This is a genomic window from Fulvivirga aurantia (assembly GCF_009711475.1).
Taxonomy (GTDB): domain Bacteria; phylum Bacteroidota; class Bacteroidia; order Cytophagales; family Cyclobacteriaceae; genus Fulvivirga; species Fulvivirga aurantia.
The window spans coordinates 1-6,927 of record NZ_SMMD01000739.1 but is presented as its reverse complement, the minus strand read 5'-3'; the positions used below and the strand labels follow the sequence as shown (position 1 = coordinate 6,927).

Here is a 6,927-nt window from a genome sequence, read left to right as displayed (position 1 = left end):
AAAAATTATACTTTTTAACTTCAGTTACCTCGATTCGATCAATGTAAAGCTTAAAAAATGAGTTCGTTAGCGTTTGAACATTAGGAGTGTTTGTTTCAAGTTGGCCTTTGTACTTCCAATAAGTGGAGCATTTCATTAACCAGGCTAAACCGTCCCATTGAAGCATCGGGAACTGAATAGTGCCGATACTGTATAATGATCTTGTTTCGAAGTTGACGAATAGGTCAACCAATTTGTTGAAAACATTTGGAATCAAATATTGCTGGCTTGCTCCATGGATAGTATGATTAAACAAAGGACTGTTTTCAATCAAGGAAAGAACAGCTTTCTCTTTTTCTTCTTTTTGTTCCCTACTTGATTGTGTTGCTTTTCTTGATTGTCTACTATATGGAATGTCGTATTTACTGTGATTAAGCTGACGATAGACTTGGAAGATTATTTTTGCAGCCTCTCCGTTTTTGACATGTTCTCGAGCTACATGCAAGGCTAATTCTGTGCAATTGCTCCATAATTTTTTTGCTAATAATGGCCTTTCTTCAATTGGAAGATGATCATTACTAATTATCTGATCAACAATCCAAAAGCTCAATGAAGTGAATGTCTTTTCTACAATTAAATACGGTAAAATCTCCCTGCGACATGAGATAATACCTTGTACTATCTTCCACAGAAGAGTGGGTTTATTTACAGAATCGTGGAGAAGTTCAAAAACTCTTTTAAAGTGATAGTAGTTGGGATGGTCTTCATCTTCGGTTTCTTCTTTCTCGGTTTCAAGGTCATTTTTTACAATGACTCTAATCAAGTAAGAAAGTTCTTTACGGCAACTTTGATCGTACAAATAGGTAGTATGCGCTTTTTCTTCCCATCTATCCAGGCCTTTTAGCAGTTCAAAATGATCCGAACCATCAAGTGAGAAATCATCACGTTCTTCACGGCTGTGGAATAATAGTTGAATATCACTGGAAGAAAGGCGCTGATCAATACTTACTTTTTTAAACTCAGTATCAATTCCACTTAAATCAGTTTCATTTTTTACAAGTTCAAAAGCGGCCTGCAAGAACCTTTTCTTGGATTCTTCAATACTGCAGTAGAGTGAGCTAGAAGCCCAACCGTAATAATGCGTTTGATTGATAAATCTTCTCAACCTCTCCCGGTCAGAAACAAAATCGCTATCCTCAATTAGTAACTGCCAATAGTAAGCTGTGATTTGATCCGATAATCCCGACCAGTATCGAATCTTAGTATGGTAGAAATTGAGATAATAAAAACGGCCATCTGGTGTTAAAACTTTCTCATCAATCAATTTTTGAATGGGCGGAGTTTGTTGATAAAATGAGCTAAATGATTGGTGGAGCTGATCAAGGACTTTTTTTTCAATTTGTAGTCCCTTGTCGTCCTTATGAGCTATTTGATTTTGGTAAGCACAGAGAAACTCAAATTCTTTCCAGTAATCCAGATATGGCTTAAAATAAAAGTTAATGTTGGATATTTCCACCGTGTCTTCTGATGCTGAAAGCCAATTCGACTCAAATAATCCTACATCACTTAAGGTTAAATTGTTCTTTTTCTCATACTCTTTTCGGATTAACTCAAAATCATGTTTTGTAAGCTTAGAATTTTTCTTAGCCCCATCTGGAATGGAACTATACAAAAAGGTAAGCTCATTTTGATATTTATGTATTTTCTGAAATGTATTACAGGCGGATGATACGGTCCCCGCTACTTTAATAGTACTTAAAACATTTCTTAGCCAGAATTTTTGAAAGAGGCTTTCAGTATTTATTTGCTTGCCATTATCCTGCTCATATTGGCTTTTAAACTGGTTGAACTGATCTAGCGAGTAAGTTTGATCTCTTGGTTTGGCCAAATGGATAGCTTTAGCCAGAAATAAAGACACACCCCACTTGAGATCCTCCTCTAAAGCCTCTTTTTCTTCCAGGCGATTGCCTCTATCAATGGTATACGTTTTTATAAACTTATCTAATTCCTTTCTCTTTTTGCTCATAATTCATAATCTGAAATAATTTTGATCTGGTCATCATCGTACACGCACAACCCCACCTGCTCCACACACTCCAAAAACAACCTCACCCGTTTCTCTTCTTTTGCGTCAAAAAGGAAAGAGTGATACATCAATCTTGCTAAATAAGCCCAGCAAAGCAGCTTCTAATGCCTGATACTCTGATACCCATTAAAGAAATGAAATTAATGATTACTAACCAATACCTATCCCGAACCAACCCGAAAGCAATTTTCTCTTCTGTGCTATTATTGATGAAAAAACATCATGGCACAGAAGAAAATACGAAAAAGACGATCATCATTTGGAAAAGCAGCCAATACCCAAAGGGTATCGATGATCAGCCGTCATGCCAAGCGCACGCGAAAAAGAGGGGAAGCCTGGACAGCAGCTATCCGCAGGGCAACTCGCGAGTTGAAAAAATCCGGTAAGCACTAATCTAGTTCTATGAACGAGGTGAAACATTTGCACCCGCTGTTTGGTACACAGGAATTGGAAGATTTGGTTTGGAGACTGGCGAGGCATCATGGTTATAGTCCAGGTCAGAATGCTATCGTATTCCAAGCTAATAATGATCTTCCAATAATTGGTTCCCAGGTTAGTTACCACAACCTTCATTTGGAAATGCTTTTTGATTGGCAATCTGTTGATTCCTATCGTGAGGTAAGCCAACTTCCTGGCTACCCATTCGCGTTGGCCATTGGCTGGCCGCCTTATCAGTTTTATTTTCACCCGAACTATCCATATTCAGATCATCTACCAGTGGTTGTGACCTTCATCTATCACACGCTCCAGCTATTAAGCGTTGGTGGGTTACTTGTCATTCTGACCACAAATACTCAAAAGGACTGGCCAACTGGAGAACTTAACAAAATTGCCGAAAAGATTGATGAATTTATCCTTCCACCAGTTTTCGGTAGATCAGCGGAACACGCTTTGATAGTCTTCAGGCGTAAAGCCACCGATTCGGTGCGCTACGAACCAGGTTTAACAAAAACTAAGAAATCATGACCAAAGCCCAACAAGAAGCCATTATCATCAAAGCCCTGAAATGCTACCAGAGACATCTGACTGAAGAAATCAGCTTTCACAATGCCATTGGCCAGACCAATAGCATTCGGAAAGCCTTGATTGATGAACTCCATAAGGCCGAGGATGTGCTAGACCCTTTGGTAGCTGCTAGTAAGAAATCGTTCAGCAAAAAGCGCAAAAAATGAGAGAGTACCACCATGAAAGCGCTGAATTTTAAGGAGAATCCTTATCAAATCTCAGTCGGATTAGAATCTCCTTTAGGAACTCTAGATTTTGTCAAAAAGACTCCAATTACCTATTACGGAGGCAAACAACGGCTGGTGACCTTGATCCTATCTCTCATACCTAAACATAAACTCTATTGCGAACCCTTTGTGGGAGGCGCAGCCGTTTTTTTTGCCAAAGAGCCATCCGAAATGGAAGTGATCAATGATCTGAATGGTGAAGTAGTGAATTTCTACCGGGTCTGCAAAACAGAATTTGCCAAACTGGAAAAACTTATCCAGGCTACTCCGCACAGCCGACAGATCCACCGGGAAACCCAGGATATTCTAAAGAATACCGAAAAGCTCAATCCGGTACAACGCGCCTGGGCCTTCTGGGTACAGACCAATATGAGTTTTTCTTCCCGAATCTTTGGCGGTTATGCCTACGAACGGAACAGCAATGGAACGCTTAAGCGATTTGTCAATAAGAAGCTGACATTCACCAAAGACTTACAGCATAGGCTGGATATGGTGGATATCGAGAACAATGATGCCTTAAAGGTGATCAAGAGCAGAGATGGTGCCGACAGTTTCTTCTATTGCGACCCACCTTACTTCAACTCTGATATGGGCCACTACAAAGGCTACACGGAAAAGGATTTTACCCAGCTTCTGGAAACCTTGAGTGAGATCAAGGGCCAATTTTTGCTGAGTAGTTATCCTTCGGATGTGTTAGATGGATTCACCAAAAAGCACAAATGGCATACTATTACTAAACAGGTAGGAGTGGCAGTTACCAAGCACACCAATAAAGTAAAAACAGAAGTGTTGACCGCTAATTATCCGCTGAAATATGAGTTGAATGGAGCAAACGATCAGCTACAGATGAAGGCCAAATGCTTGAAACTCAACTTGAATTTAGTGGATGTTTAAATAACCCGAACTCAAAACGAATCAAGCCGAAAGCTAAATCTCAAATAGGTCTATCCTTGACCTATGATTTCGGTCAACAACTATTCAGAGAAAATCCAGGGGGTCAATCTGCAAGCCCTTCCCAAAGTGCTTCTTGAGGGACACGAGTTCTTTTTAGAAGCAAATGCCTGGTACAAAAAAGACCAAACTGTAACCGAATCAATAGACCTGTACATTCAGAAATTAAACGATCACCTCAAACAGAGAAATGATGCTGCCAGAAAATTTATAACCAAGTTTCTCAGGATGCATAATCAGGTGAAAACCAAGCATCAATTAGGGCTTTACATCAAGTCGCTGCAAAAGGCCATTCTAGAGAAAAGCATCAGAAAATCATCTCTATTGGCCAGACATATCGCTAAAATTCAGGAGGTATTGATCAATCAATACAACACGCTTCCTGATAATGGCCAAGTCAAAATTAACATCAATGACTCATGGAAAAAAGAACTGGAGTTAGCCTCAGAAATCAAAGTTTTAAATGGTATTGATACTGCGGTTTCGGAAGTGCCATCCAAACCCAAGCGAAAGAAGAGCCTTTTTGACTCTATGAATGAAATAGATGAGAGACCTTCAGAAAATTCATTCAGGTTAGCTGGTGATTTAGGGATGCTGTTGGGAGATCTGGAGCGATTTGAACTGGCCATTACGCTGGAAGGAGACCAGGGTGGTGGTAAGACCCGCTTCAGCTATCAGCTGGCCAATGCCTTTGCTGTCCTGGATATGAAGGTGGCCATTTTTTCGCTGGAGATTGGCCGCAAGTCCGACCTGGTCAGAAGGATGCGGGAAGAGTACCTTGAAGCTGAAAACAGGAACAATATTTTTATTACTGATCAGTTGCCCGATGGTTTTGATACTATTCGTAAAGCAGCCAATGATTTTGATATAATTGTCATTGATAGTTGGAACAAGCTACATGTCAAATCCTCAGAATTTGACCGGCTAAGAAAAGAATTCCCCAACACAATTTTCATAATCATTTTTCAACGCACCACCCAGGGTACCATCCGGGGAGGTACCGCACCACTGTTTGATGCCGGTATCAACCTGGAAGTGGTTAAAGTAGACGATACATTCATCAACAACTATGCTGTGGCTACTAAAAACCGCTATGGAGCGACTGGTATTCAATACAATGTCACCCAGCAAAAAATTATTGATCAATTTGAACCCGAAGTAAATGGAGAAGGAATATAATTCAATCATCCGACTAAATACCACGCTAAACATTGGTCACTTATTGTTCAGCTCAATTAGCTTGTTGATTGTGATCATTACAATGTGGGTGAATGTTAATGTGCGTTTAGCCCGGTTGGAGTATGAAGTGAATACCCAAAAGCAAACTAACTCGGATCTCAAGATTACTCAGGATAAGCTCTTTCAGCAGCTTACTAAGACCAATTCGGAAATGACTAGGCTACTTTATGAGATCAAACTGGAGCTAAAGGACAAGGAGGATAGGGTGGCATCCGATAAAGGAAATTAACTATGACAATTCTCACTATTTTCAACTTCATCAGAAAATATTACTGGATAGTCCAGGCAGTTGTGATTGTGGTACTTTTTCTACTACTCAAAAAGGAAAAACAGAAAACTGATGATTACCAGGAGATATATCAGCTCAAACAGCGTGAGGTGGAGATATGGCGGGATGATGCCGGCAAGAACCGGATCCGTGCTGAAATTGCTGAGATCGATGCAGCCAATGCTAAGCTTGTCCTGGAATCTAATCTAAAAGAAACGATAAGAAGAGAGGTCGGCAATCTAAGACGTAATCTGATCAGCTATTCATTGGTTCACTCATCTACCAGTGGATCTTTTCAAACCGGTTCAGTAGATACCATCTATCTGGTAGAACCAACCAAAGCTTTACAGCCCATTCCGGCAAAAAAGTTTACCCTTAATTATCCCGACCTCAAATTCAAAGGACTGTACGTGCCTTCCTTGGATACCCTGTTTGCTGAGTACAAGGTCATCCACAATTTTGAAGTTTTTCATTATTACAAGCGACCAGGAAAGAAACCATTCAATTTCCTAAGAAGAAAACAAGCTGTGGCAGAGATAAAGTTTGACAACCCCAATACTCAGGGAGATAGTTTATATTCGGTTGTTCTTGAGAGGAAAAAAGGATTGCTGAAAAGGCTATTTGATTAACAAATAGACCTGTATAAAAAAAATCCCGGTTTTGGCCGGGATTTTTTTGTAGCGGGGAGCAGAATCGAACTGCCGACCTCAGGGTTCACTTATCACTAGCTTTCACTAATGCGTGGACTATATCACCACCTTTCCTTATAAATAAGGAGTCAGGTGTAGGGCGTTGCTGTTGTATTACGTGGTAAGATCGTACCACACCAACTAGTCTCTGCACCTTTCCCGGACGCTTCCGGGACTTGGCTCATGATTGCCATATCCTGATTTTCTTTTCAGAACTTAGGTTTCCATGAATTAACCCTATTCCATCCAGACATTTCTGCCTGGGGGCACAACCGGCTTTTTTAGCCAATTATGAATCCTGCGCTCTAACCATCTGAGCTACCCCGCCATTTTTTCAAAATATTGACATTCAACCGTTTATTGAATGCATTTGTTGTACTTATGTTGTACCAAAATTCTTTACCTTTACCTAACCCTTTGAATTTCAAAAGGTTGTGGCTCAATCGCTTAGGGTTATGAATCCTGCGCTCTAACCATCTGAGC

8 protein-coding genes are annotated in these 6,927 nt (G+C 40.2%); 7 read left to right on the top strand and 1 reads right to left on the bottom strand.

Annotation, left to right across the window (positions count from 1 at the left end; translation table 11 throughout):
• Positions 1–2,005, bottom strand: a 2,005-nt coding sequence (locus E1176_RS08750; RefSeq protein WP_155210232.1) for a hypothetical protein, incomplete at its 3' end; no start/stop codon positions are given.
• 164 nt (positions 2,006–2,169) lie between these two features.
• Between E1176_RS08750 and E1176_RS08745 the strand changes: the two genes are divergently transcribed.
• From E1176_RS08745 to E1176_RS08715, 7 genes are all read left to right on the top strand, one after another.
• Complete coding sequence (locus tag E1176_RS08745; protein ID WP_155210231.1) at positions 2,170–2,451, top strand: hypothetical protein; 282 nt, start codon at positions 2,170–2,172, stop codon at positions 2,449–2,451.
• 16 nt (positions 2,452–2,467) lie between these two features.
• On the top strand, positions 2,468–3,031 hold the full coding sequence (locus E1176_RS08740) for a hypothetical protein (protein ID WP_155210230.1): 564 nt from the start codon (positions 2,468–2,470) through the stop codon (positions 3,029–3,031).
• Positions 3,028–3,237 (top strand): hypothetical protein, encoded by a 210-nt coding sequence (locus E1176_RS08735; RefSeq protein WP_155210229.1) that lies wholly within the window; start codon positions 3,028–3,030, stop codon positions 3,235–3,237. The genes E1176_RS08740 and E1176_RS08735 overlap by 4 nt, the downstream gene beginning before the upstream one ends.
• A 12-nt stretch (positions 3,238–3,249) precedes the next feature.
• A complete protein-coding gene (locus E1176_RS08730; RefSeq protein ID WP_155210228.1) occupies positions 3,250–4,191 on the top strand; it encodes a DNA adenine methylase in 942 nt (313 codons plus the stop codon).
• A 63-nt stretch (positions 4,192–4,254) separates the two neighbouring features.
• Complete coding sequence (locus E1176_RS08725; protein WP_155210227.1) at positions 4,255–5,427, top strand: antirestriction protein; 1,173 nt, start codon at positions 4,255–4,257, stop codon at positions 5,425–5,427.
• Positions 5,411–5,716, top strand: a complete 306-nt coding sequence (locus tag E1176_RS08720) for a hypothetical protein (protein WP_155210226.1) — start codon at positions 5,411–5,413, stop codon at positions 5,714–5,716. Before E1176_RS08725 ends, E1176_RS08720 begins: the two co-directional genes overlap by 17 nt.
• Before the next feature lie 2 nt (positions 5,717–5,718).
• Positions 5,719–6,384, top strand: coding sequence for a hypothetical protein (locus tag E1176_RS08715; RefSeq protein ID WP_155210225.1), 666 nt, complete (start codon positions 5,719–5,721; stop codon positions 6,382–6,384).
• Positions 6,385–6,927: the final 543 nt, after the last annotated feature.